The organism is Novosphingobium aromaticivorans DSM 12444 (assembly GCF_000013325.1).
Classification (GTDB): Bacteria; Pseudomonadota; Alphaproteobacteria; order Sphingomonadales; family Sphingomonadaceae; genus Novosphingobium; species Novosphingobium aromaticivorans.
Window position 1 is genome coordinate 3167986 of the sequence record NC_007794.1, and the last position, 23025, is coordinate 3191010.

General features: G+C 65.8%; 22 protein-coding genes. 6 read left to right on the forward strand and 16 right to left on the reverse strand.

The features are described 5' to 3' along the window. Window positions 1–9: 9 nt before the first annotated feature. The 6 genes from SARO_RS14955 to SARO_RS14980 form a co-directional block, all read right to left on the reverse strand. A complete protein-coding gene (locus SARO_RS14955) occupies window positions 10–2163 on the reverse strand; it encodes a TonB-dependent siderophore receptor (RefSeq protein ID WP_234007366.1) in 2154 nt (717 codons plus the stop codon). A 320-nt stretch (window positions 2164–2483) separates the two neighbouring features. Then, a complete protein-coding gene (locus tag SARO_RS14960; RefSeq protein ID WP_011446590.1) occupies window positions 2484–3692 on the reverse strand; it encodes a DUF1624 domain-containing protein in 1209 nt (402 codons plus the stop codon). Between the two features lie 34 nt (window positions 3693–3726). After that, the gene (locus SARO_RS14965; RefSeq protein WP_011446591.1) at window positions 3727–4353 is read right to left on the reverse strand and encodes a hypothetical protein; all 627 of its coding nucleotides are present in this window, start codon (window positions 4351–4353) and stop codon (window positions 3727–3729) included. Window positions 4354–4366: 13 nt separating this feature from the next. Beyond that, window positions 4367–5089: a HupE/UreJ family protein gene (locus SARO_RS14970; protein ID WP_011446592.1), complete on the reverse strand. Its 723-nt coding sequence runs from the start codon at window positions 5087–5089 to the stop codon at window positions 4367–4369. 7 nt (window positions 5090–5096) lie between these two features. Continuing rightward, window positions 5097–5480 (reverse strand): hypothetical protein, encoded by a 384-nt coding sequence (locus SARO_RS14975; RefSeq protein ID WP_011446593.1) that lies wholly within the window; start codon window positions 5478–5480, stop codon window positions 5097–5099. 23 nt (window positions 5481–5503) lie between these two features. Continuing rightward, complete coding sequence (locus SARO_RS14980) at window positions 5504–6256, reverse strand: DUF4198 domain-containing protein (protein WP_011446594.1); 753 nt, start codon at window positions 6254–6256, stop codon at window positions 5504–5506. A gap of 215 nt (window positions 6257–6471) precedes the next feature. Here SARO_RS14980 and SARO_RS14985 point away from each other — a divergent pair, with 215 nt between their 5' ends. Then, window positions 6472–6933 (forward strand): DUF2721 domain-containing protein, encoded by a 462-nt coding sequence (locus tag SARO_RS14985; RefSeq protein WP_011446595.1) that lies wholly within the window; start codon window positions 6472–6474, stop codon window positions 6931–6933. Window positions 6934–6953: 20 nt separating this feature from the next. Here the strand turns inward: SARO_RS14985 and SARO_RS14990 are convergent, their stop codons facing one another. From SARO_RS14990 to SARO_RS15000, 3 genes are read right to left on the reverse strand one after another with little or no spacing between them, the layout of a single operon-like run. Beyond that, window positions 6954–7247 carry a polyhydroxyalkanoic acid system family protein gene (locus tag SARO_RS14990; RefSeq protein ID WP_011446596.1) on the reverse strand — a complete coding sequence of 98 codons (294 nt, stop codon included), beginning with the start codon at window positions 7245–7247 and terminating at the stop codon, window positions 6954–6956. Continuing rightward, window positions 7247–7966, reverse strand: a complete 720-nt coding sequence (locus tag SARO_RS14995; protein WP_234007367.1) for a hypothetical protein — start codon at window positions 7964–7966, stop codon at window positions 7247–7249. The genes SARO_RS14990 and SARO_RS14995 overlap by 1 nt, the downstream gene beginning before the upstream one ends. 43 nt (window positions 7967–8009) lie before the next feature. Continuing rightward, window positions 8010–9221: a toxic anion resistance protein gene (locus SARO_RS15000; protein ID WP_041550444.1), complete on the reverse strand. Its 1212-nt coding sequence runs from the start codon at window positions 9219–9221 to the stop codon at window positions 8010–8012. A gap of 120 nt (window positions 9222–9341) precedes the next feature. Between SARO_RS15000 and SARO_RS15005 the strand changes: the two genes are divergently transcribed. The 5 genes from SARO_RS15005 (at window position 9342) to SARO_RS15025 (ending at window position 13833) form a co-directional block, all read left to right on the forward strand. After that, window positions 9342–10091, forward strand: coding sequence for an SDR family NAD(P)-dependent oxidoreductase (locus tag SARO_RS15005; RefSeq protein WP_234007368.1), 750 nt, complete (start codon window positions 9342–9344; stop codon window positions 10089–10091). A gap of 147 nt (window positions 10092–10238) precedes the next feature. Beyond that, window positions 10239–10565 carry a c-type cytochrome gene (locus SARO_RS15010; protein ID WP_011446600.1) on the forward strand — a complete coding sequence of 109 codons (327 nt, stop codon included), beginning with the start codon at window positions 10239–10241 and terminating at the stop codon, window positions 10563–10565. Then, window positions 10562–12190, forward strand: a complete 1629-nt coding sequence (locus tag SARO_RS15015; RefSeq protein WP_011446601.1) for an FAD-binding oxidoreductase — start codon at window positions 10562–10564, stop codon at window positions 12188–12190. Before SARO_RS15010 ends, SARO_RS15015 begins: the two co-directional genes overlap by 4 nt. After that, the gene (locus SARO_RS15020; protein ID WP_011446602.1) at window positions 12190–12942 is read left to right on the forward strand and encodes an SDR family NAD(P)-dependent oxidoreductase; all 753 of its coding nucleotides are present in this window, start codon (window positions 12190–12192) and stop codon (window positions 12940–12942) included. The genes SARO_RS15015 and SARO_RS15020 overlap by 1 nt, the downstream gene beginning before the upstream one ends. A gap of 12 nt (window positions 12943–12954) precedes the next feature. Further along, the gene (locus SARO_RS15025; protein ID WP_011446603.1) at window positions 12955–13833 is read left to right on the forward strand and encodes an MBL fold metallo-hydrolase; all 879 of its coding nucleotides are present in this window, start codon (window positions 12955–12957) and stop codon (window positions 13831–13833) included. 4 nt (window positions 13834–13837) lie between these two features. Here SARO_RS15025 and SARO_RS21615 read toward each other — a convergent pair whose 3' ends face one another. From SARO_RS21615 to SARO_RS15055, 7 genes are all read right to left on the reverse strand, one after another. After that, complete coding sequence (locus SARO_RS21615; protein WP_256325476.1) at window positions 13838–13966, reverse strand: hypothetical protein; 129 nt, start codon at window positions 13964–13966, stop codon at window positions 13838–13840. Next, the gene (cobA, locus tag SARO_RS15030; protein ID WP_011446604.1) at window positions 13966–14745 is read right to left on the reverse strand and encodes a uroporphyrinogen-III C-methyltransferase; all 780 of its coding nucleotides are present in this window, start codon (window positions 14743–14745) and stop codon (window positions 13966–13968) included. The genes SARO_RS21615 and cobA overlap by 1 nt, the downstream gene beginning before the upstream one ends. Continuing rightward, the gene (locus SARO_RS15035) at window positions 14742–17321 is read right to left on the reverse strand and encodes a nitrate reductase (RefSeq protein ID WP_041550446.1); all 2580 of its coding nucleotides are present in this window, start codon (window positions 17319–17321) and stop codon (window positions 14742–14744) included. Before SARO_RS15035 ends, cobA begins: the two co-directional genes overlap by 4 nt. 2 nt (window positions 17322–17323) lie before the next feature. Then, on the reverse strand, window positions 17324–17665 hold the full coding sequence (nirD, locus tag SARO_RS15040; RefSeq protein ID WP_041550449.1) for a nitrite reductase small subunit NirD: 342 nt from the start codon (window positions 17663–17665) through the stop codon (window positions 17324–17326). Next, window positions 17665–20160, reverse strand: a complete 2496-nt coding sequence (nirB, locus tag SARO_RS15045) for a nitrite reductase large subunit NirB (RefSeq protein WP_011446607.1) — start codon at window positions 20158–20160, stop codon at window positions 17665–17667. The genes nirD and nirB overlap by 1 nt, the downstream gene beginning before the upstream one ends. Before the next feature lie 214 nt (window positions 20161–20374). Further along, the gene (locus SARO_RS15050; protein WP_011446608.1) at window positions 20375–21631 is read right to left on the reverse strand and encodes an alginate export family protein; all 1257 of its coding nucleotides are present in this window, start codon (window positions 21629–21631) and stop codon (window positions 20375–20377) included. 66 nt (window positions 21632–21697) lie between these two features. Then, on the reverse strand, window positions 21698–22951 hold the full coding sequence (locus SARO_RS15055; protein WP_011446609.1) for a nitrate/nitrite transporter: 1254 nt from the start codon (window positions 22949–22951) through the stop codon (window positions 21698–21700). Between the last annotated feature and the right edge of the window lie 74 nt (window positions 22952–23025).

Genomic DNA, 23025 nt, shown 5'->3' on the forward strand with positions numbered 1-23025 from the left:
GGTATCAAGTCAGAACGAGAAGGTCGCCCGGACATTGAACGCGCGCGGCGCGCCCGGATTGATCCAGAACTTCGAATACGACGCGGCGTAGTACTGCTTGTCGAACAGATTGGTCACGTCGGCGTTGATCTTGACGTTGTCGGCGGGTTCGTAGCTCGCGGTGAGGCGGGCGAGAACGTAGCCGGGCAATTCGAACGTCGTGGCCGTTTCGCCCAGGCGCTTGCCAACATAGTTGACGCCGCCGCCGAAGCTGAAGCGGTGTCCGCCGATGAGGAAGCCCTTGGTCAGGACGACGTTGGCCGAATGCTTGGGCACGTTGATCAGGCGGTCGCCCGGCTGGATCGTCAGGCCGAAGTCCTTGTCCGACGATTCCGTGGTCCAGAACGCATCGATATAGGCGTAGCTGGCGATCAGCGAGATGTCGCCCGGCAGGTTCGCGGTGACGTCGAACTCCAGGCCGCGAGACTTCGCGGCGCCACCGGCGATCGAGGACCCGGTGTGATCGGGGTTCGGGTCGGCGGTCAGGATGTTGTTCTTCTTCATCGTGAAGGCAGCGACCGACGCGGTGATGGCGTCACCAGGTGCGGCAAAGCGCAGGCCGACCTCGTAGGACTTGCTGAGTTCCGGCGCGAAGGAGTTGCCGAAGAAGTCCACGCCGCTGTTCGGACGGAAGCCCTCGCCGTAACCGCCGTAGATCGAAAGATCCTCGGTAATCTTGAACAGCGCGCCGGCCGTTGGGCTGAACTGCTTGAACGTGACCTTGGACAGCTTGCTGGTCGTGCGGTTCAGGATGGTCTGGTCGAAGTGGTCGAATCGACCACCCACGCGCACCTTCAGGCGATCGGTGATGTCGATCTGGTCCTGGAAGTAGATGCCGTAGGCCTTTTGGACTTCGTCGGTGTTCTGCTGCACGGCGGTCACCGTCGGGAGCTGCCCGTAGACCGGATCGAACACGTTGATGGCATTGTTCGCGGCGGTGAACGCGCTGCCCGGCGTATAGCTCGGCGGACGGTAGCGCTTCTGCAGCACGTCGATGTGGAAGCGATCCCAGTCGGCCCCGACCAGCACGTGGTGCGTGAACGGGCCGGTGTACAGCTTGCCAGAGATTTCGCCGCGCACCGAGGTGTTGGTGGTGTTGTAGTCGCGCAGGATGCGCTGGCGAGTCAGGTTGGTGCCGTCGTTGTCGAGCGACTGGCGGCCAAGGGCGAGTTCTGCCTGCGTGCCATAGCCGTTGAAGCTGGTATCGCGGTAACCGACACCGGCGAGGAAGTACCAGTCGCCGCCGATCTTCTGCTGGAGCTGGAGCTGGTGGCCCAGCACCTTCACGCGGATCGGACCGTCGCCCGGCTCGCCAAGGAAGCGCGAGTTGGGGATGACGCCAAGCTTGCCACCGATCGCCAGAACGCCGCGGTCGAACGGCACCTTGTTGTCGACGAATTCCATCTCGTACGACAGGCTGGTGTCGCTGGAGGGCTTGAACAGGATCGAGGGCGAGGCGACGTACTTGGTCTGGTGAACGGTGTCGCGGAAGCTGTCGCCGTCCTGCACCGCACCGTTGAGACGGACCGCGAGCGTGTCGGTGATGGCAAGGTTGTAGTCGGCTTCGACGCGGAAGTTGTTCCAGCTACCGCCGAGGAGCGAAAACGACCCGAAGGTCTCGTCGGTGCGCGCCTTCTTGGTGATGATGTTGATCGTACCGCCCGGCTCGCCACGACCGAACACGGCGCCGTTGGGACCCTTCAGGACTTCGATCTTCTCGATGTTCGAGGCATCGCGCGGGCCGCCGTAGCCGCGACCGCCGTTGAAGCCGTTGACCAGAAAGCCCGACGGGAAGTTCTCGTCGCCGGCAAAGCCGCGGACCGCGAACGCATCCCACAGACCGCCGAAGTTGTTCTGCTTCGCGATGCCGCTGGTCAGTTCCAGCGCCGCATCGAAGCGGGTAATGTTGAGATCCTGCAGAGTCTTGGAATCGAGCACCTGCACGCTCTGCGGCAGGGCCGAAAGCGGCACGTCGCCACGATACTGCTGGCGCTGGCCGATCACGACCAGTCCATCGGTCGCGGGCGTGGCCTGTTCCTCTGCCGGGGCGGACTGCGCCCAGGCCATCGTCGGCATCACTCCCATCGCGACACCAGCCGCAAGCGCGGCCTTCAATACGGACATTTTCATCATCGCAACTTCACCCCTCATCTGTGATGTGCATTCACAGATTCCCCATGCAACGATGTTATAATGTATCATCGAGAGCAAGGGAAATCGACTTTTGAGCCGTCCTGCGTGTCTTATTGTTATGCTGTCGAGCCTATGGGCCAGCACGGGAATGTTGCGTCGAAGCAGGCCATCCGGACGGATTATTATTGTGAAATCCGTGTGACACAGGTGTTTTGTGCCGTCCCCAAATCGCCGCATTTTCGGCGGTTGCGCATGCAGAAAGGGCCGGAAGCATTGCTCCCGGCCCCCTGCCATGCTGCGATTGACCTAAATTACAGGTACTTGAGCCACCAGATGTCCTTGCGACGCTGCTTTACACCGGCAAACCAGCGGGTCGGCAAGTAAAGCGGCACGATCAGCAGGAACACCCAGATCCATACGGTCGAAAGGTTGTCGACGCCGAATACGGTGCCCTTGACCGGGCCGTACATGGCCAGGGCCACGTGATAGATGCCCTTCAGCACGTAGAGGTGCAGGATGTAGAAGAACATGGGTGCACCGCCGAGGTAGGCGAGGTGCGGCAGCGCGGGGCTGTCCTGGAACTTCTCGAACAGTGCCAGCAGCAGCACGCCGGTGCCCACGGTCGGCAGCAGGAACAGCAGCGAAGGCGGATACTTGGTCAGCGAAAGGAAGCTCATCACCGTGCGCAGCTGGGTTTCGGCGACGAACCAGGGCTTGTCACCGTAGAAGTTGAGGTAGCGGATCACGAGGAAGCCCACGATCATCGCCACGCCCAGCGTGACCAGGCGCCGCAGGCGGACCGCCGGATCGCTGCCCTTGCGGAACCACGGTCCGCACGCATAGCCAAGCAGGATCACGCCGATCCACGGCAGCACGGGGTAAGTCGTCTTCGCCGTAAGCCCCATGCCAAGGTCGATGACCGAGCGCTGGTGCAGCACGGCCCACAGCGCATAGCCGCTGTCGCCGGGCGCCAGGACGATGCCGTCGAGCAGGTTGTGCAGGCACACGATCGCAAGGCCGACAGCGAACTGTGCGGGGCGCGGCAGGTAGATCAGGCCCGAAAGCGCGACCATCGAGATGCCGATGGCCCAGATCACCTGAAGCCAGAAGCGCTCCGGCGGAAACTCGAAGCTCTGCGTCGGCCAGGCCAGGCAGATGACCGTGAGTTCAAGGAAGATCAGGAACAGCCCCCGCTTCAACAGGAACTCGCTGACTTCCTTCTTGGTGTGCGACTGACCGTAAAGCCATGCCGACAAGCCCGTCAGCGCGACGAACGTCGGCGCGCAGAACGTGGACAGCAGGCGCGTGAAGAACAGGCCCGGGTCCGTCGTGTTGGCATCGACCGGGTCCGTCACCTGCAGGTGCAGGAAGAACGTCTCGCGGACGTGATCGACCAGCATGAACAGCATGACCAGGCCGCGCAGCGCGTCGATCGCCAGGAGACGGGTTCTGGCAACGGCGGGATTGGCGGGGGTCGCGGCCGGCGCGAATGGTGGTGCCTCTGCGGCTAGCGTAGTCATGGTTTGGTCCTTCCCCTCTCGTCTTGCGGCCCGGTCATTCGCCCTTGGGCAGGAACAGGTCCTTGTAGAACCCGACCGTGCGGACCTTTACCGTCACCGGCGTCTCGCCCTTGTTGCGGAAATACCAGCCGTGCGTACCGTCGAACGGGGCGGTGAAATTGCCCCTGCCGCCGGTCATCTGCTTTTCTTCCCAATAGCTGGTGAACTCGCCCTCGGCGGCGTTCGCCTTTTCGCCGTGCATGTCGGCCTTCACCGGGCCGCCCTCGCTCGACCATTCGAAGACATAGCTGTCGCCGGCCGTCATGTGGGCCTTCACTTCCTGGCCGCTGTGCGGCGCAAGGGTGAGCGTCATCTCGTCCTGGCGCAGCGGCGTGCCCGCGCGTTCGATCGTCGTCTTCGACGGGATCGCGGCTGCGGTTGGCGCCGTGGCATTATCGACCGGCCCGGCGGCAGGCGCGGATGCAGGCTCACCGCCCGTCGCCATTCCGGCGATGCCGGTCAGCCGCCCCACACCGGTCGGGTCGATGCCGTATTCGGCCGGAAGCACGAACAGCACAAGGATCGAGGCGGCCGCCAGGGCGGCGCCCGCGACGGCCCTTGTCAGTGCGCCCGGCGATGCCTGGATCGAACCGACGGGATTTGCAGCGATGGTCTGGTTCATGGTGCCCCCAGGATCAGGCTTGAGTGACATAGCCGGTCAGCTGGTAGCCGACGAGCACGAGGCCGGCGCACATCAGCGCGGCATTGGCGGCGATGGCGCTGCGGCGGAAGCTGTCGGTCGCGCGCCAGAGGTTCATCAGGATCAGGATCGCGCCCAGCGCCATGAACTGCCCCAGCTCCACCCCGACATTGAAGCTTACGAGGTTGGGCACCATGCCCTCCTTCGAAAGCGTCAGGTCCTGGAGCTTCGTGGCAAGGCCAAAGCCATGGAAGAAGCCGAACACCAGCACCGCCGCCTTGGGATTGGGTGCCCGCCCGAACAGGGTCCGGAAACCGTCCAGGTTGTCGAGCGCCTTGTAGACAACCGACAAGCCGATGATCGCATCGACGATGTAGGGGTTGGCGCGAATGTCCAGCAACACGCCGAGCAGCAGGGTAGTGCTGTGCCCGATCGCGAAAAGCGTGACGTAGGTGCCGACGTCCTTCAGCCGGTAGAGGAAGAAGATGACGCCCACCAGGAACAGCAGGTGGTCGTATCCGGTCACCATGTGCTTGGCGCCGAGATACATGTAGGGGCCGATGGCCATGCCGGCCGCCCCTTCGATGAAGGCGCGGTCGTCCTCGCCCACGCCGTGGGCATGGGCGGCAGAGCGCAGCGCAACGATCACCAGAAGCGCGACGGCCCACCCGGCCCATCGCAAAATTCCGGTCGGGAGCGAAAGGGCGGGGCGGACCATAATCGGATCACTTCACGTTGAAGGTGGCGAAGGTCTTGGCGCCGTCGCGCTTGTCGACCAGCGAGACGACCACCTTGGCGCCCGCCGGGACCTTGAGCCCGGGAGCCGACAGCTTGTTGCCGGCCTGCGCGACGAGCGGCGCGTCCTTCTTCGCGCCGGCAGCCGTCACGGTCAGCTTGGCATTCAGGCCCGACGCGGCAATGGGCTCGTCCTCCTCGCTGACATAGACGTCGACGCCCCTGGGGCCGCGAACCAGTTCGACCATGATCTCGCCCGACATGGTAACCACGCCGCCGTGGCTGGGCTTCATCGAGCCATGCGCGCTGACGGCAACGGGCACGGCGACGAGCGCGATGCCGGCAAGAGCGGTAAGGATGGACTTGGCGTTCATTGCAGTTCTCCCCGAAGGACCGGTCATTCCGGCAGGTGCGGCAGCACGAAGGAAAGCGAGGCACGGTATTCCATGCGCTCGTACTTGGCCGGATTGTCGCTCGGCCCGACGAAGATCGCCATCAGCACATTGATGCCCTGGTTGCGCACGGGAATGGTCGCATAGCCTTCGGCATCGGTCCTGGGCGCGATCTGATCGGGATCGTTGACGTAGTCGGCCATGACCTGCACGCCTGCCATCGGCTGGCCGTCGTAGAAGGCGCGGACCTTGATCGGCTCGCCCATCTTCTGCGGGATCACCGTCGTCGCCGGCACGAGCTGCAACCTGTGCCCTTGGATGAGCGGCACCGGCTTGGTGGGAAGCTGGGTCAGGTGCACGGCATACTTGAAGTTGTGCTCGCTGACGGTCGCACCGGGCACCTCGTCGCGGCCCTTGTTGTGCCATTCGCCCGAAGCGTCCTTGCTCCAGATGCCGTAGTCCATTTCCGCCGCGACGATGGCCACCGGCTCGTCACTGTCTACGACGGGAATGGCGCCCGCAGCGCGCAGGGACGTGTTCACCGGCAGCCCGTCGGCGTCGAAGCCCTTGACCGCCTTGATAAGCGGCAGGCGCTTCACCGCGTCGAGGTCGTCGGCACCGACGCCATAGACTAGCGCGAGCTGGCGTGCGCGCTGGGCAAACCAGATGCCATGCGCCTCGGCCACTGTCGGAAGCGTTGCCCCCGCCAATGTCGTGACGGCCAACGTCGTTGAAAGGAAACGAGAAATCCTGGACATCCGCAATCTCCGAGAGGGGCAGGCAAGGACATGGTCCGATGCGACCAGCTTATGCACGCGGGGCAGCGGATCATATCGAAGATGCGGCCAGCCCAGCATGAATGTGTCGCAAGCAGCGGTCCCGGAACGCGAATCTAGCGCAGACGTATGCCGGCAGGGCAGGCTTGCCCCGCCCCTCGCATGCGTGGCACTAGGGGCCGACCCGCAGGAGGAATATGACCGCAGGACCATCCGGCGTGATCGCCCAGACCATCCAGCTCGCACTGGCCCCGGTCTTCGTGCTTGTCGCCATCGGCAACATCATGAACATCCTGACGACACGCCTGGGGCGTATCGTCGATCGTTCGCGCACCCTGCAGAAGCTGCACGCCGAAACCACTGGCACCGACCACGACGTCGTGGTCATCGAGCTGCGCTATGTCGACCGGCGCATCCACCTGATCGGGCGAGCACTGTTGCTGCTCGTCCTGTCCGGCCTGGCCATCGGCGTGACGGTCGGATCGCTGTTCATCGGCGAGATGGCGCAACTGGAGACCCGCAATGTCACCGGGATCACGTTCTTCGTCGCCATCGCGCTGCTGATGGTCGCGCTGGTCAATCTGCTGCTCGAGACGAGAATCGCGGCCAGTTCGCTGCGCCTGCCGCAGGAACTGCTCGAACTGGAGCGCGAGATCTAGGGGCAGGACCTAACGGGACGTCAGTTCAGAAGCTTGCCGCTCTTGTCGCGGATCATGCCTTCGATCATCCGCCGCGCGAAGCCGAGGCTGGCGGGGATGTCGACTTCGACGACCAGTTCGCTCTCGGTCAGCTCTACCGCGCAGTCCACGGTATAGCCCATCGCGCCGACCGTCATGGTCATGTGGTCGTCGTCGGCAAACGCGGTCGTCACCGTGGCCATGCCCTCCGCCTTGTCGGCTGCCTGCGCGGCCTTATCACGCAGGCGGCGGCGCGCCTCGTCACGGTCGAGCGAATGAGGGATGGCGATGCGCATCAGATGTCTTTCGGTGCCGGGAGTTGCCGGGGGGCCTCTAGCCCTTCGCCATAGCGATAGTCCAGATAGCGGCTGCGGACGGCCAGCGCATCGAGGTCGCCAGCCGCGAGCTGGCGGGTAATCTCGTCGATCTCGTTGCTGATCTTGCCGAGGCCGTCCGCGAGCTGCTGGTCGGCGGTGCGTCCGCCGCGCTGCTCCTTGCGCAGGTGCGGCGGGATCTTGCGCCAGCTTTCGACCATGCCCGGCAGATGCTCGCCCACCAGGCGCCGCACTTCGCCCACGGCGGGTTCGGCCGGATCGATCCCTGCAAGCTGCACGCCAAGGCCATCGAGCTGGATGCCGATCTGGTCGACAAGCTGGACGGCGGGCGCGGGCAGTACGGGGCGCTGCGCTTCAAGCCAAAGCTCGGTCCTGCCGACCATGGTGCGCACGTCTCCGGTATTGAGCGCGGCAAGGTCCGGCACCTTCATCTTCGGGTAGGTCCCGAAAAACCACAACGCAGCCACGATCGACAGGGCAAGGACCATGACGCCGGTTATGCCGATACCATCGAGCACGATGCCCGCCGCCATCGCCCCGACCATCAGCACGCCGACTGCCATCGCCATGCGCGCGGCCTTCTTGCCCAGGTGCTGCCGCTTCAATTCAGCCGAGCGCCTGCCGATGCTGCGCCGGCCGCCAGCCTGCTGGCGCACCAGCGAATGGCGGGCTTCGGACATGATGCGGGCGCTGTCGTGTGCCGGGGAATTGACCATCGGCGGCTCAACCCTCCAGCGTCAGCAGCGGCGACGTCTCTGGCCCGGCAAGCTTGGCCTGCGAAGCGCCCTCGGCCCGCGCGATGTAGCCCTTCGACTTCTCGACCTCGCCCGAGAGCGTGTCGACCGTCTGCTTCATCGCGTCCAGCGCCTTGAGCTTGAACGTGTCGATCGTGTCCATCGTATCGTAGATGTTCTGGAAGGCGCGCTGAAGCGTCTCCAGCGGGATCGTGCTTGAAGCCGCCATCTCGTGGATCTTGCCCGTCTGCTCGCGCAGCAGCTTGCCGGTCGAATCGATCATGTTCGCGGTCGTGGTGTTGAGCGCGGTGATCTGCTGCAGGACGAGCCTCTGGTTCGTCATCGCCTGGGCCACCGTCACGGCGGTACGCAGGGCTGCAACCGTCGTCGTGCTGGCGCGGTCCACGCCCTTCACCAGTTCGACGTTGTTCTTCTTGACAAGGTCCAGCGCGAGATAGCCCTGCACCGTCACCGCCATCTGCGTCAGCAGGTCCTGCGTGCGCTGGCGGGTGTAGAACAGCGCGCTCTCGCGGATGGCCTTGGCCTTGGCGGGATCGGTGTGATCGAGGTCCGCCGCCGCTTCTTCAAGCTTTGCATCAAGCGTCCGGGAGATGTGGATCATCTGCTCCAGATTGCCCATCGCCTCCCACAGTTTCTGGCGCTCCACGTCGATCGCGGCATTGTCCATGAGCAACTCGTCCTTGCCGGACGCGAGCCGGTCGAGGATCGCCTTGATGTGACCCTGCGCGGAAGTGTAGCCGTCGAAATAACGCTTCAGGCTGTTCCCGAACGGAATGATGCCCAGAATCTTGCGCCCCGAAGACAGCTTGCCCTGACGGCCGGGGTCCAGTTCCTCCACCGTGCGGCGCAACGCCGCAAGGTCGGCGCCCACGCCGCTGTCCTTGTCCATCGCGCGGATCGGGCGGTCGAGAAAGCGGTTCGACATGCCCGCTGCCTGCGCGATCTCCTTGCGACCCATGTTGGTGAGTTGGTCGACCTTCTTGCCGAATTCCGGGCTCTGCGCGTCCTGCGCCACGAGGTCCGCGACGAAGGCGTCCACCTTGGACTCCAGCTTTGAACGGTTCTCTGCCGAAACCGGCACAAGTCCCGATGCCTGCGCGGGCGCCACCACCGGCACCGGATCGGGCGGCGTCAGTGTGATCGGGCTCATGGTCGCGGTTTCGGTGGGAGGCGTGGCCATTGCAGTGGGACTTTCAGGTAGTGATGCTGGCAACATGGGATGTCGCGCGCTGCCGCGCAAGCTGTCTTATACACGCAACACAGCGCCGCGCCTTCGTCCATATCGACGGACCGTTGTCCGATGTCCATGAACGACAGCATGGACATGGAATCGGGCAAGGGCATGCGCTGTGCCGTCTTCGGCGCAAGCGGCGGCATCGGACGGGCCCTCGCCGACCTCCTGGCAGCGCGAAAGGACGTGGCCGAAGTCCATGCGCTGGCAAGGCGCACCATTCCCGCAGGCACGAAGGTCCGCCCCCACCGCTTCGACCTCGAGGACGAAGACTCCATTGCAAGGGCCTGCGGCGAGATCGGCGCCCCGCTGGACCTGGTGATCGTCGCGACGGGCCGCCTGGTACGCGACAACGGCGACGGTCCAGAGAAATCCTGGCGGGCGATCAGCCGGGACGGCATGGCCGAACTGTTCGCGATCAACGCCATCGGTCCTGCGGTGATCGCGCGTCACACCTTGCCTCTCCTGCGCCGGGAAGGCCGCCCCGTCTTCGCGGCGATCTCGGCCCGGGTTGGCTCGATCTCGGACAACCGCCTCGGCGGCTGGCATTCTTACCGCGCGTCCAAGGCGGCGCTGAACATGCTGGTACGAAACTTCGCAATCGAACTTGCGCGGACCAATCCTTCGGCCACCGCCGTCACGCTCCACCCCGGTACGGTCGACACGCCCCTCTCGCGTCCGTTCCAGCGCAGTGTACCGGCAGACAGGCTGTTCTCGCCCGAACAGTCAGCAGCGCACCTCCTTGCGGTGATCGATCGCCTCACTCCCGCCGACAGCGGCCAGCTCTTTGCATGGGACGGGTCCGCGATCCCTTTCTGAGAATGCCCACCATTCGAATTTCACGCAGTGTAACTTTTGGAAAGACTGTCGCTGGTCGGTACTGCGGCAGGTGCTAGTCTCCCGCCAAGACCCGGAAAGCCACGGCAGAGTCAATCGCCGGGCCAATTCGGGAAAGAGGAGGCTCTGATGAAGGGTACGTTCGGCCTGATCGCCGGAATGGCTGCCATGGCCTGCGCCGCGCCGCTGCTGGCCGGGCAGAAGCTGGGCGAAGTGCAGCCGCTCCGCACGCCGGAGACGGTCTATGCCAAGACCTGCGGTTATTGCCACGGGCGCAACGTCGGCCCGATAATCCTGGGGCGCGCCCTACCGGCGGAAAGCATCAAGTACATCGTCCGCCACGGCCAGAACGGGATGCCCGCATTCCGCCCGACCGAGGTGAAGCCGGAAGAGCTGGATGCGCTCGCGGCGTGGATCGAGAAGAGCGAAGCGCGCAAGGGGGAGCACGGGCAATGAGCGAATTGAACCTCGACCGTCGCGGCCTTCTTGGTGCGGGCCTTGTCGGCGCGGCCAGCCTCGGCCTCGGCACGGGCGCCAGCGCGAAGAACCCCGCCCCGCTCGCCCCGCACATGACCAAGGCCGATTTCGCGGGCGCGATGAAGGCATTTCGCGGCGTCGTCGGCGCCGAATGGGTGTTCGGCGACGAGGAGGCCGTTGCGCCCTACACCAAGGTCTACGTGCCCGATCCCGCCAACCGCCATGTGCCGATCGGCGCCGTCTGCCCGGAATCGGTGGAGCAGGTGCAGGAAATCGTCCGCATCGCCAACAAGTACCGCCAGCCGCTGTGGCCAGTCTCCACTGGCAAGAACATGGGCTATGGCATGACCGCGCCGGCAACGCCGGGCCAGGTCGTGCTCGACCTCAAGCGGATGAACCGCATTCTCGAGGTCGACGCGGACCTCGGCACTTGCCTGCTGGAGCCGGGCGTCACCTACCAGCAGCTCAAGGACTACCTTGTAGAGAACAACATCCCGCTGTGGATCGACGTGCCGACAGTGGGCCCGGTGGCCTCGCCGGTGGGCAACACGCTCGACCGCGGGGTGGGCTACACGCCTTATGGCGAACACTTCATGTTCCAGTGCGGCATGGAAGTCGTACTCGCCGACGGTCAGGTCATGCGCACCGGCATGGGCTCGATCAAGGGCAGCACCGCGTGGCAGGCGTTCAAGTGGGGCTACGGCCCTTATCTCGACGGCCTTTTCACCCAGTCGAACTTCGGCGTGGTCACCAAGATGGGCTTGTGGCTGATGCCCAGGCCCCCGGTCTACAAGCCTTTCATGGTTCGCCATGGCGAGATGGCCGACGTCCCGCGCATCATCGAGGCGATGCGCCCGCTTCGTGTCTCGAACCTCGTCGCCAATTGCAACCTGATGATGAGCGCGTCCTACCAGCTTGCCATGTTCAAGCGCCGCAACGAGATCGTCGCTGACGGCGTGCCGCTCGATGATGCCTCGCTCAAGAAGGTGGCCAAGGCCAACGGCCTGGGCATGTGGAACACCTACTTCGCGCTCTACGGCACCGAACAGACCGTCGCGGCGATCGAGCCGATCATCCGCGCGAGCCTTGTGGCAAGCGGCGGCGAAGTGCTGACCGCCGCCGAGATGGGCGACAACCCCTGGTTCCACCACCACGCCACGCTGATGGAAGGCGGGCTCAATCTCGACGAGGTCGGCCTGCTGCGCTGGCGCGGTGCGGGCGGTGGCCTCGCCTGGTTCGCCCCCGTCGCCGCCGCGCGAGGGATCGAGGCCGAGCGACAGACCGCGCTCGCCAGGGAAATCCTCGAGAAGCACGGCTTCGACTATACCGCCGCCTACGCCATCGGCTGGCGCGACCTGCATCACATCATCGCCCTGCTGTTCGACAAATCCGATGCCGATCAGGAACGCAAGGCTGACGCCTGCTACCGCGAACTGGTCACCCGCTTCGGCGCGCAAGGCTGGGCGAGCTACCGCACCGGGGTCAATTCGATGGACCTCGTCGCGCAGCAGTACGGGCAGGTGAACCGCGAGTTCAACGCGAAGATCAAGCATGCCGTCGATCCAAACGGCATCCTTGCTCCCGGCAAATCGGGGATTGTGTGATGATGCGCTTCGATGGAAAGGCAGTCCTCGTGACGGGGGCGGCGACCGGCATCGGCAGGGCCACCGCCCTCGCCTTCGCTCGCGAAGGGGCCTCGGTCATGATCGGCGACATAGACGAGCGGGCAGACGAAACCGTCGCGTTGATCCTCTCGGAGGGCGGGCGCGCTGCCTTCCGCAAGACCGACGTGCGGCGCGCGGCCGACCTGGATGAACTGGTGGCGCAGTGCCTCGACCGGTTCGGGCGGATGGACGCGGCGTTCAACAATGCCGGGGTCCTCCCGCCCCAGCGCCCGATCCACGAAGTGCCCGAGGACGAACTGGACCTCGCGATCGACGTGGACTTCAAGGGCGTCTTCTTCGCGATGCAAGCGGAAATCCGCCATTTCCTCAAAGTCGGCGGCGGTGCCATCGTCAATACCGCCAGCGTCGGCGCGCTGATCGCGGACCCGAACATGAGCGCCTACTGCGCGATGAAGCACGCGGTATCGGGCCTAACCAAGGCCGCCGCCGTCGAGTACGCGCAAGCCGGCATCCGCGTGAACGCCATCGCCCCGGGCTTCGTCGTCACCCCGATGACCCAGCACTGGGCCGACAGCAACGAGTTCACCCAGATGTTCTTCGCCCAGAACATCTCGGGCCGCGCGGCCCGCCCGGAAGAGATCGCGCCCACCGTTCTGCACCTGTGCTCCGATGGCGCGAGCTTCATCAACGGGGCGACATTCACCATCGATGGCGGCCAGACCGCTCACTGAGGAGAAGCAACGATGCGTCGGCTACTTACCGTTCTCCTCCCGGCACTTCTCGCAGCAGGCACCGCACAGGCCAAACCGCTGGAATACAAGGTCATCACGACCTCGCCCGCCAGCCTCGTCGCCAACATCTCGCTGATCACCGGAGAGAAGGAGGCCGTCCTGGTCGACGTCCCCTTCACCCGGGCAGACGCGATGCGCGTCGCCGCCGAGGTGCTGGACAGCGGCAAGACGCTCAAGGCCATCGTGATCACCCACGACCACCCGGACCACTTCTTCGGGCTCGACGTGTTGCAGGACGCATTTCCCGACGCGAAGATCCTGGCGAACCCGGTGGCGGCCAGGGACATGGCGCGCTCCATCCCGATCAAGTTCAAGCGCTGGGCCGCGCAACTCGGAACCAACGCCCCGCGCCGCGGCGTGCAGCCCGATGCCATGCAGGGCGACACGATAGAGCTTGAAGGCCACAAGCTGCAGGTGATCGGACCGATGCAGGGCGACCATGTCCACTCCACGGTGCTTTGGGACGCGGAGACGCGCACCCTGATCGCCGGGGACGTTCTCTTCAACGGAGTCTATGTCTGGCTCGGCGAACATGGGCCCGCCCAGTACGAGGCATGGCTGCGGACGCTCGACCGGCTCGAGGCACTGAACCCTGCAAGGGTGATCGCGGGCCACCGTCAGGCAGGCCTGCCTGACGATAACATGAGCATCGCCTGGACACGCGCCTACATCACCGCCTTTGCCGCCGAGGCAAAGACCGCGAAGACCTCGGCCGAACTCGCGGCAGCGATGGCGGCGCGCTATCCCACGGCCACCGAAGTCCTCGGCGGCTTCCTGCTGGGCATTTCCAGCAAGGTCGGTGCGGGCGAGATTCCGCCCTGGGACGAATAGGCGCTCAGGCCTTGCGGATGTAGCCGCAGCAGGGACACTTTCCGGCGGACCTTGTGTCGGCAGTCCACACCTGCCCGCAAAGATCGCAGTTCGACGCGCCGAACAAGGCCAGCAACTTGCGCATCAGGGCCATCACGGCGTCTCCCTTTCCATGGCTTGCGCGGCCGCAGCCACGGCACGGCGACCGGGCGTACGCATTGCTTCCCCGATCAGGAGCAGCGCCGGCCCGTCGCCCAGCGTCCGCGCGGCAAGCTCCAGCAGGTCCAGTCGCGTCACGATCCGGCGTTCGTCGGGAAGGCTGGCATTCTCGACCAGCGCCACCGGCGTTTCGCCCGCCATGCCCGTCCCCTGCAACCCCCGAGCGATCGCGCCGGCTGCTGACTTGCCCATGTAGATCGCCAGCGTCGCACCCGGGTCCGCCAGCGCTGCCCAGTCAAGGTCCAGCGTATCGCCCGCGCGCGCATGGGCGGTAACGAAGACCAGCTTGCGCGCCAGTCCGCGCAGGGTGAGCGAGCGCGAGAGCCCGGCAGCTGCCGCGCTGGCCGCCGTCACGCCCGGACAGACGGCAACCACCACGCCCGCGGATCGGCACGCTTCCAGTTCCTCGGTTGCGCGGCCGAAGATCGACGGATCGCCGCCCTTCAGGCGCACCACCCGTTCCCCGGAGAGCGCGGCCTCGACGATCAGGGCATCGATCGTGCGCTGGTCCTTCGAGTGGCGGCCGGAGCGCTTTCCCACGTCGACGAGCCGCGCGCCCGGGCTGGCCAGGTCGAGCACCTCGCGGCCGACAAGAGCATCGAAGAACACGACGCTGGCTCTGCCGATCAGCCGTTCGGCCTTGCGCGTCAGCAGTTCGGGATCGCCGGGTCCCGCACCGACCAGCCAGACCATTCCCGCCGGAAAGTCGTTCATTCCGCAGCCTCCTGTGTATCCAGGTTCATCTCGTCGAGCATCCGGGCGATGGCCGGGCGGCAGCTTCCGCAATTCGATCCGGCGCGGGTGCATCCCGCGATCGCTTCGAGCGTCATCGCGCCAGCGCAGGCGGCAGCGGCAATCTCGTTCACGCCGACGCCGTGGCAGACGCACACGATGGGCCCGCGATCGGGCAAGGCAACTGCCGGACGCCCAGCCAGAAGTTCGAGCGCCGATGCCTCGGCGTTGCCGATCTGCGCCGCTACCCAGTCCCGGGGCGGAAGTTCGCCGTTGCGCGTCAGATAAAGCGCGGCCAGAAGCCCGCCCGCCTTATCCAGCACGATGATCCGGCGCATGCCGCGCACCATGTCCGCCGCTTCAAGCCACGTACCCTTCGGAAGTATCACTTCCAGATCCGGCGCGCCGTTGCCTGCCAGTTCGCAGAGCCATCCATTGGCGACCTTGGCGCGGCTCCACCACAAAAGCGATGGAAGCGCGGCCTCATCACGTGTCGCCAGGAACGCGCGCCATTCCGGCACGACCGGTTCCACGCGCGCGGGCGTGTCCTTGAACCCGGGCTGGCCTGAAAGCGGATCGGTTTCCTGAAGCGGCAGGCGGTTGGCGCGGCCTTCGCCAGCCATCGCATCGGTCCAGTGCATCGGCACGAACAGATCGCCGCGCCGCTGGGCTGTCGAATGCAGGACTCGGAAAACCGTCGCGCCCACGCGCGTCGCCAGCCTCGCCAGCCCGCCATCCTCGATCCCTGCAAGCGCCGCGTCTTCCGGATGGATTTCGAGCAGGGGTTCGCGCCGGTGCTGCGACAGCGTCGGGGAAAGCCCGGTGCGCGTCATCGTGTGCCACTGGTCACGATAACGCCCGGTGTTGAGGCGGAACGGGAACTCAGGATCAGCAGGAGCCGCGACCGGCGCTTCGACCGCCACCAGCCGGGCCTTGCCGTCAGGGTGGCTGAACGTCCGGGCCGTCGGATGCACCCCGCCCCACAGCGTCGGCTCCAGTGCTTCGTAGGCAGCGTCGCCAAGCCCCGCCAGATGCGACAGGTCGAGCGCCTTGCCCCGCGCGCCGGCAAGGGCGGTCATCGCCGCGTATTCGCGGAATATCGCGGCAGCGGTCGGAAAGGCGAAGGCCCGGCCCCAACCCATCCGCTCGGCGAAATCGCACAGGATCGCCCAGTCGGCCCGCGCTTGGCCGGGTGCCTCGAACAGCGCGCGCTGGCGGCTGATTCGCCGCTCGGAATTGGTGACGGTGCCGTCCTTTTCGCCCCACGCCAGCGCGGGCAGGCGGATATGCGCGAGGCGCGCCGTGTCCGTATCCGCGATCACGTCGGAGACGACCAGCGTTTCACACCGCGCCAGCGCTTCGCGCACGAAGCCCGCGTCGGGCATCGACACCGCCGGGTTCGTCGCCATGACCCAAACGAACTTCACGCGGCCATCGTGAACCGCGCGAAACAGGTCCACCGCCTTCAGCCCCGGCCCTGCGCAGATATTGGGCGCGTTCCAGAAGATCGCCGCATCCGCGCGCTCCTCGGACGAAAAGCCCAGGTGACACGCAAGCATGTTCGCCAGCCCGCCAACTTCGCGTCCGCCCATCGCATTGGGCTGGCCGGTGATCGAGAACGGCCCCGCACCGGTCTGGCTGATCCGGCCAAGCGCAAGGTGGAGGTTGATGATCGCGTTGCCCTTGTCGGTCCCGCAGCGCGACTGATTCGCCCCCTGGCTGAACAGTGTCACCATGCGCGGGCTGGCCGCGACGAGGTCTGCAAGCGCGCGGAACGTCGCGGGATCTATCCCGTGACCGCGCGGATCGAGCCCGGCGACGTATCCCTCGGGCACGGCGCACCGCTCGGCCATGAAGGCCTCGTCCAGAAGATCGCGGTCGCGCATCTCGGCCAGAAGGGCGTTGAACAGCGCGATGTCGCCGTCGGGCGCGAGCGCGACGTGCAGGTCGGCCTGCTCGGCGGTCTCCGTACGGCGCGGGTCGATCACGACCAGCCTTGTCCCGCGTGCCGAGCGAGCCGCTTCGATCCTCTGCCAGATCACCGGGTGGCACCACGCCGTGTTCGAGCCGACCAGCAGGACGAGGTCGGCCGCCTCCAGGTCGTCGTAGGTGCATGGCACCAGGTCCTCGCCGAAGGCGCGGTTATGAGCCGCCACCGCGCTGGCCATGCACAGCCGGCTGTTGGTGTCGATGTTGCCGCTGCCGATGAAGCCCTTCATCAGCTTGTTGGCGACGTAGTAGTCCTCGGTGAGCAGTTGTCCCGAAACGTAGAAGGCAACGCTGTCGGGGCCGTGGCGCTCGATGCATTCGCGCATCCGCGCCGCCGCAAGATCGAGCGCCTCGTTCCAGGTTGCGCGCTCTGCATCCACCATCGGGTGAAGCAGCCGCCCCTCAAGTCCCACCGTTTCGCCCAGGTGCGTCCCCTTCGAGCACAGGCGCCCGAAGTTCGCGGGGTGCTCCGGGTCGCCCTTGATCGAAACGGCCCGGTCGCCCGTCACCGTCGCCCGGATACCGCAGCCGACACCGCAGTAGGCGCATGTGGTGCGGATGTCCTTCATCGTCACGCCGCCTTCTTCCCCAGAACCGCCTCGCGCAGCAGGTAGATGCGGCCCGCGTCCACTTTTAGCGGGATCGTGGGCACGCAGCCCTCGTCATCGCCCATCGCCTCGCCGGTCTTGAGCGAGATATTCCAGTTATGGAGCGGGCAGGTAACGACCGAACCATGGACGATACCCTGGCTGAGCGGGCCCGCCTTGTGCGGGCAACGATTGACCAGCGCATAGAAGCGGTTGTCGAGCGTATGGAACACCGCGATCTCCTCGCCGCCGACGACCGGCAGCGTGCGGGCATTGCCCGGGGAAATCTGGCTGACAGGGCCGATATCGAGCCATTCGCCGATCATCATGCATTCTCCATCTGGAAGGGGCGCACCTCGGCCAGGTGCTGGTGCAGTTCCGCGTCCGCGCCGCGGGCGCGCTTTGCCCAGGGATCGTCCTGCATGAACTGCTGGGAATGGCGGAACCGCGCGGCCAGCGTGGCGACGGCCTCGGGATCGTCGAACAACGCGGCCTTCACGTGTTCCAGACCCACGCGCTCGATCCACGGGGCGGTCCGCTCGAGATACCATGCCTGTTCGCGGTAAAGCTGGATGAAAGCCGCGCAGACCTCCATCGCCTCGGCCTCGGTGGCGACGCGGCAGAGCAGATCGGTCGCGCGGACCTTGATCCCGCCGTTGCCGCCGACATGGAGTTCATAGCCGCTGTCGACGCAGACCACCCCGAAGTCCTTGATCGTCGCTTCGGCGCAATTGCGCGGGCAGCCCGATACGGCGATCTTGAACTTGTGGGGCATCCAGGAGCCCCACGTCATCTGTTCCAGCTTCACGCCCAGTCCGGTGGAATCCTGCGTACCGAAGCGGCACCATTCCGATCCGACACAAGTCTTCACCGTGCGCAGCGACTTGCCGTAGGCATGGCCCGACACCATCCCCGCCGCGTTCAGGTCCGCCCAGACCGCCGGCAGGTCCTCCTTGCGGATGCCGAAGATATCCAGCCGCTGGCCGCCGGTCACCTTGACCATCGGCGCATTGTACTTCTCGACCACGTCGGCGATGGCGCGCAGTTCGCGGGGGTTGGTAAGCCCGCCCCACATGCGCGGAACCACGGAATAGGTGCCGTCCTTCTGGATGTTGGCGTGCATGCGCTCGTTGACGAAGCGGCTCTGCTGATCGTCTTCATATTCGCCCGGCCAGGCGCAGAGCAGGTAGTAGTTGAGCGCGGGGCGGCACGAGGCGCAGCCATCGGGCGTCGACCAGCCCAGTTCCTGCATGACCTGCGGGATAAGCCTCAGGTTCTTCTCCACGATCAGGCGGCGCACGTCGGAATGGGTGAAGCTTGTGCACTTGCACATGGTCTTCGGCCCGGCCTCGACCTCTCCGCCCAGCGTCAGGCGCAGCAGGCTTTCGACAAGGCCCGTGCAGCTGCCGCAACTCGCGGACGCCTTGCACTGGCTGCGGACCGCATCGAGGCTGCATGCCCCGCCCTTGATGGTCTCGACCACCTTGCCCTTGGAAACGCCGTTGCAACCGCAGATTTCGGCATCGTCCGAAAGGGCGGCAACGGCTGCATTAGGGTCCGCAAGGGCGCCTCCCGCGGCAAAGGCCTGCCCGAAGATCAGCGCCTCGCGGATTTCCGAGATGTCCTCGCCCTTCTTCAGCAGGTCGAAGTACCAGGAACCGTCGCCGGTATCGCCGTAAAGCACGGCGCCCACCACGCGGTCCTCGCGGACGATCACGCGCTTGTATATCCCGCGCGAGGCATCGCGCATGACGATATCCTCGGCCCCTTCGCCTCCGGAAAAGTCTCCGGCCGAGAACAGGTCGATCCCCGAAACCTTGAGCTTGGTGGAGGTCACCGAGCCTTCGTATCCGCTGGGGTTGCCGGTCACGCAGTCGGCCAGGGCACGGCACATGTCCCACAGCGGCGCGACAAGGCCGTAGCACTGGCCACGATGCTGCACGCATTCGCCCACGGCCATGACCGCCGGGTCCGAGGTCATCATGTGATCATCGACAAGGATGCCGCGCTCGACGTCGAGGCCCGCGGCGCGCGCCAGGCCCGTCGCCGGGCGGATGCCGACCGCCATCACGACGATGTCGGCCGCGAACTCGCGCCCGTCCTTGAGCTTCACGCCCGAGACATGGCCGTCCCTGCCCAGGATCTCGGCGGTGTCCCCCCCGGTGACGATGGTCTGCCCGCGTCGCTCCAGCTCGCTGCGCAGAAGGTAGCCCGCTGCCTCGTCGAGCTGCCGCTCCATCAGCGTCGGCATCAGGTGGACAACGGTGACCTTCATCCCGCGCAGGGCCAGGCCATGTGCCGCCTCGAGGCCGAGCAGCCCGCCCCCGATCACGACCGCACTGCCGCCCCGCTCCGAGGCGGCCAGCATGCGCTCCACGTCATCGAGATCGCGGAAGGTAACGACGCCGGGAAGATCGTGTCCGGGCACCGGAATGATGAACGGGTCGGAGCCGGTGGCGATCAGCAGGCGATCGTAGGGCTCGACCCGGCCGGACCGAGCCACGACCGTCTGCGTCTCGCGGTCGATCGACACGACCGGATCCCCCGACACCAGCGTGATGCCGTTGTCGGCGTACCAGGAGGCATCGTTGATCACGATGTCGTCGAACGCCTTCTCGCCCGCCAGCACGGGCGAAAGCATGATCCGGTTGTAGTTCACGCGCGGTTCCGCGCCGAAGATCGTGACGTCGAAGCGGGCGGGATCGCGAGCGAGGATTTCCTCCACCGCCCGGCACCCGGCCATGCCGTTGCCGATGACCACCAGCCGTTCACGCGCTTGCGCCGGCTGGTCCTTCTGGCTGAAACTCGTCGGGGCGTTCACTGGGGTCTTCCCTCTGGCAGACGCGCAACACGAAAAAGCCGCCCGAACGCATCCCTTTTGGGGAGGTCTGGGCGGCGACATTGCCACGCGATGTTGAATTGTCGGGCCTTGCGAAGATCCGCCCGTCATTGGGCGGCGCATCGGCCTTCGATCACTTTGCTAACCGATTCGGCGGCTGCACCGCAAGTCTTATTTTGCAGTGCAGCACGCCCGGTCAGAATGCGACTTCAGCCTGGAGCCACACGATACGGCGGTCCGTACCGAAGCTCTTCGCGTCGTAGTCGGCATATTTGGCCAGCCATGCGACCTTGCCGGACCTGAACCCGACACTGGCGTCCCATTCGGTGCCATAGCGGGCGTTTCCGATATCACTGCGCAGGTCGTGCCAGGTCACCATGGCATTGAGCCCCGGCAGCGCCTTCACTTTCGGGAAGACCTTCGCCAGCGTGACATAGCGGTCTTCGAGCCCGGCGGCGGGCGTCGTCAGGAACAGGTCGGCCCAACCGTTGAACTTGTGCAGCGTCGCCAGCGGCGTCTGGAAGGCCTTGCCCGCCGTCCCGTCTGCCCCGAGACGTTCGTAGCCGCCCGTCAGGGTGAACCCGCGCGACGAAAGCCCCGCCTCGCCAAGCAGATAGTCGGCGCGGTAGCGGACCGGGTTGCGGCCCATGTCCATCTGCCGGGCATAGCTGCCGACGAGGCTGAGCTTGACCTTGGCCGACAGGGGGAAGCCGGCCGCGATCCGCCCGCCATAGGTCTGCGAGGAATTGGCGAAGGCAAAGGCCTCTTCATAATCAATGAGATAGGCAAAGCCCTTGGCGGTCACCGCCCCCGTTTTCGCCCCGGCGTTGAGGAACACGAAGTCCCCGTCCATCGCGCGGCGCGGCCCGGCCTCCGATCCGAAGATCGAATCCTGCCGGATCGCGTAAGTGCCATCGAACGTGACCGGCCCTGCCGCGACCTCGGCCCGCACCGCATCGAATGTCTGCTCGTTCTGCCGCCATCCGACCGAACCGACAAAGCGCTGGTCGTCGAGATTGATGCGCTGACGCCCGACCGTGACCGCGAGGCCCTTCGTCCGGTACTGCACCTGCAAGCGATTGAGATCGATGCTTTCCGCATCGGGAACCGTGGCGAACTGCGGTCGCCTTTGGCTACTGCCGGCAAGCGCGAAGGGAAAGGCGTTGTAGTCGTTCCACAGGCCGAGCGTCCCTTCCGCCTCGGCCAGGAACGAGAGGTGCGAGGGCGCATGACGCACCTCGAACCCCGCGCGCAGCCGCACGGTCAGGGCGTCGGCGTCGGTGGTCGGCTGGTCCACGCCTTCATAGCGCAGGCGTGCCTCGACTATCGGGTCCAGCACGGTGCCATCGGCGACTTCGACAGCCTCGCCGAAAGACGCGGGCGCAGCTTCCGCAGGTTGGGCGAGAGCGAGCGGCGCTGCCATCGCGGCGGCGCCGAGGATCCTGGTCTTCATCGATCGAATTCCCTCATGGTGGCGCCGGGCGGCTGTGTCGCCCCCCGGTCGCCGGTACGTCAGCGGTCAGATGCGCGCGCCGCCCAGCGCTGCGCCCCAGGTCGTCCGCCAGCGGCGCTTGACTGCCGTCAGGCCGACCAGCGCGACCACCGCGAGGGCAGCGAAGATCAGGAAGCCGAGCGAGGCGCTGCCGGTGGCCTTCTTGATCGCGCCCAGCGACGATGCGAGGTAGAAACCGCCAACGCCGCCCCCGAAGCCTACGAGCCCGGTCATCACACCGATCTCCTTGCGGAACCGTTGCGGCACGAGCTGGAAAACCGCACCGTTGCCCACGCCCAGCGTCCCCATCACCGCCACGAACAGCGCAATGGCCAGCGCCAGTCCCTGGGTGGAAACAGCGGCGATAACCGCCAGCAGGGCACCGGCCACCACGTAGACGACCGAAAGGGTGCGGATGCCGCCGAAGCGGTCGGCAAGCGCGCCACCCAGCGGCCGCAGCATCGAGCCCATGAACACCGCCGCCGCCGTGCAATACCCGGCGATCACCGGCGTCACGCCAAAGCTGTCGGCAAAGAACGTCGGCAGCGAACTGGACAGGCCGACGAAGCCGCCAAAGGTCACGAAGTAGAACAGCATGAACCACCATGCGTCCTGCTCCTTCAGCACCGAGGCATAGGCCGAAAGCGGCTTGGGCTCCGGTTGTTCGGGGCTGTCCTTGGCCGCGACGAGATAGAACGCGAAGACCGCGACCAGCGGGATCAGCGCCAGGCCGAAGACATTGGTCCAGCCGAACGACTTGGCCAGCAAGGCCGCGAAGAGCGAGGCGAAGACCGTGCCCGAATTGCCCATGCCGGCAATGCCCATGGCCTTGCCCTGGTGCTCGGGCGGATACCACCGGCTCGCCAGCGGCAGCGAGACCGCGAAGCTCGCCCCGGCAAAGCCGAGGATCACGCCAAGCGCCAGCGTCCCCTCGTAGGACGAAATCCCGAACCACCACGCGGCGAACATGCCCGCGATGACCACCACCTGGCTGATGATGCCCGTGCGCTTGGGGCCGATGCGGTCGACCAGCAGCCCGTTGACGAGGCGGATGACCGCGCCCGCCAGCGTTGGCACCGCCACCATCATCCCCTTCTGTGCGGGGTCCAGCCCCAGCTCCTTCGAGATGATCGGCGCCAGCGGGCCGAGGATCACCCAGACCATGAAGGCGATGTCGAAATAGAGGAACGCCGCGAACAGCGTCGGGCGGTGGCCGGATTGCCAGAACGACTTTCCGACCGGAATTCTGGGTGTGTTCAGTGTCATTGCGGACGATGCCATTGCCTTGTCCTCCCTGGACTTGACTGGAAGCTCTCCGAACCGATCCTCACGCGGGCGGGCGTTGCGCCCGTACA

Coding starts and splice junctions, on each gene's coding strand:
- SARO_RS14980 (WP_011446594.1), bottom strand. CDS start 6,256: ATGTCCAGGATTTCTCGTTTCCTTTCAACGACGTTGGCCGTCACGACA.
- SARO_RS14955 (WP_234007366.1), bottom strand. CDS start 2,163: ATGTCCGTATTGAAGGCCGCGCTTGCGGCTGGTGTCGCGATGGGAGTG.
- nirD (WP_041550449.1), bottom strand. CDS start 17,665: ATGATCGGCGAATGGCTCGATATCGGCCCTGTCAGCCAGATTTCCCCG.
- SARO_RS21615 (WP_256325476.1), bottom strand. CDS start 13,966: ATGGCCCTGATGCGCAAGTTGCTGGCCTTGTTCGGCGCGTCGAACTGC.
- SARO_RS15025 (WP_011446603.1), top strand. CDS start 12,955: ATGCGTCGGCTACTTACCGTTCTCCTCCCGGCACTTCTCGCAGCAGGC.
- SARO_RS15020 (WP_011446602.1), top strand. CDS start 12,190: ATGATGCGCTTCGATGGAAAGGCAGTCCTCGTGACGGGGGCGGCGACC.
- SARO_RS15005 (WP_234007368.1), top strand. CDS start 9,342: ATGTCCATGAACGACAGCATGGACATGGAATCGGGCAAGGGCATGCGC.
- SARO_RS14990 (WP_011446596.1), bottom strand. CDS start 7,247: ATGCGCATCGCCATCCCTCATTCGCTCGACCGTGACGAGGCGCGCCGC.
- SARO_RS14965 (WP_011446591.1), bottom strand. CDS start 4,353: ATGAACCAGACCATCGCTGCAAATCCCGTCGGTTCGATCCAGGCATCG.
- SARO_RS15035 (WP_041550446.1), bottom strand. CDS start 17,321: ATGAAGGACATCCGCACCACATGCGCCTACTGCGGTGTCGGCTGCGGT.
- cobA (WP_011446604.1), bottom strand. CDS start 14,745: ATGAACGACTTTCCGGCGGGAATGGTCTGGCTGGTCGGTGCGGGACCC.
- SARO_RS14970 (WP_011446592.1), bottom strand. CDS start 5,089: ATGGTCCGCCCCGCCCTTTCGCTCCCGACCGGAATTTTGCGATGGGCC.
- SARO_RS14985 (WP_011446595.1), top strand. CDS start 6,472: ATGACCGCAGGACCATCCGGCGTGATCGCCCAGACCATCCAGCTCGCA.
- SARO_RS15055 (WP_011446609.1), bottom strand. CDS start 22,951: ATGGCATCGTCCGCAATGACACTGAACACACCCAGAATTCCGGTCGGA.
- SARO_RS14960 (WP_011446590.1), bottom strand. CDS start 3,692: ATGACTACGCTAGCCGCAGAGGCACCACCATTCGCGCCGGCCGCGACC.
- SARO_RS15015 (WP_011446601.1), top strand. CDS start 10,562: ATGAGCGAATTGAACCTCGACCGTCGCGGCCTTCTTGGTGCGGGCCTT.
- SARO_RS15050 (WP_011446608.1), bottom strand. CDS start 21,631: ATGAAGACCAGGATCCTCGGCGCCGCCGCGATGGCAGCGCCGCTCGCT.
- SARO_RS15010 (WP_011446600.1), top strand. CDS start 10,239: ATGAAGGGTACGTTCGGCCTGATCGCCGGAATGGCTGCCATGGCCTGC.
- SARO_RS15000 (WP_041550444.1), bottom strand. CDS start 9,221: ATGGCCACGCCTCCCACCGAAACCGCGACCATGAGCCCGATCACACTG.
- SARO_RS14995 (WP_234007367.1), bottom strand. CDS start 7,966: ATGTCCGAAGCCCGCCATTCGCTGGTGCGCCAGCAGGCTGGCGGCCGG.
- SARO_RS14975 (WP_011446593.1), bottom strand. CDS start 5,480: ATGAACGCCAAGTCCATCCTTACCGCTCTTGCCGGCATCGCGCTCGTC.